1 protein-coding gene is annotated in these 703 nt (G+C 66.6%); it reads right to left on the reverse strand.

All coding sequences use genetic code 11. The features are described from left to right. Positions 1–13 precede the first annotated feature (13 nt). On the reverse strand, positions 14–703 hold a 690-nt coding region (locus MNZ27_RS23260; RefSeq protein WP_242396437.1), incomplete at its 5' end, for an IS4 family transposase.

Genomic DNA, 703 nt, shown 5'->3' on the forward strand with positions numbered 1-703 from the left:
CTGAGCCATCCCCTCAAATGAGGCCGAACACTTCACGGAACGTGGCCTGCTGACGAACCAGTTCGTCGAACTTCTGCATCAGCGGCCGCGCTCGCTCCTCGCGCATGCCGGGCAGGCAGTCGAAGTAGAACAGCCCCTGGTTCAGCAGCGAGTGCGTCCGCTCTTTCGACGTGTTCGCCTTCATCCGGCGGTCTTCGCCGACCGCCTCCCCCGCGGCGCCGAGCAGCGTGAGCAACGCCGCGGCGATGGCGCCGACCAGGAGGATCCGATCACGCCGCTCCGGGGAGCTGACGCGGGTGTCGGTGAGCCCCATCCCGAAGCGCAGATTCTTGAGGTCACGGAAGCTCTCCTCGATGGTGAAGCGCTTCGAGTACAGTTTCACGATCTCCGCGCCGGGCCGGTCGCCGTGGCTCGTCGCGAGGTGCCACGCTTCCTTCATGCCCTTCGCTTTCAAGCACACCACCGCGCCGAGCTCGCGACCGGCCCTGGTCACCCTCGCCCCGCGGAGGAGCAGCGTCCGGCCATTGTTGGGCGTCCACGCTACGGCCGACTTCGTTTCTCCCTCGGCGCTGGTCACCTTGACGATGCCCCGGAAGCGCACGATGAAGTCGAAGCCGAGTTGGTCCTTCAGGAGTTCGTAGAGCGCCTGGTCGCCGAAGCCTCGGTCCGCGAGCACGGTGACCTTCGTGCCGGCGGGAACAAC

Source organism: Anaeromyxobacter oryzisoli, from assembly GCF_022690765.1.
Classification (GTDB): Bacteria; Myxococcota; Myxococcia; order Myxococcales; family Anaeromyxobacteraceae; genus Anaeromyxobacter; species Anaeromyxobacter oryzisoli.